The following is a 217-nucleotide window of genomic DNA, read 5'->3' as shown; positions in this document are numbered from 1 at the left end:
CTCATCATGAATTGAAACGCTGGTTATCTGTTCACCGGGAACGGCCTGTTTTGGTGAATTGCTATGGGCCGACAGAAGCGACAATTACCACGACGATTTCGTGCCTGAATGAAAGCACAGAACAAGCCAATATCATTGGCCGGCCCCTTGCGAATATGCGTGTTTACCTGCTGGACACTTATGGTCAGCCAGTGCCATTGGGAACAATAGGCGAGTT

The 217-nt window shown here is 49.3% G+C and carries 1 protein-coding gene; it reads left to right on the top strand.

Annotated elements, in window-relative coordinates:
- Window positions 1-217, top strand: a 217-nt coding sequence (locus AAC147_RS08970; protein ID WP_156115301.1) for an AMP-binding protein, incomplete at both ends; no start/stop codon positions are given.

Source organism: Xenorhabdus sp. NBAII XenSa04, assembly GCF_963866145.1.
Classification (GTDB): domain Bacteria; phylum Pseudomonadota; class Gammaproteobacteria; order Enterobacterales; family Enterobacteriaceae; genus Xenorhabdus; species Xenorhabdus indica.
The sequence above is the reverse complement of the archived record's forward strand: the minus strand, read 5'-3'. Positions and strand labels throughout refer to the sequence as shown.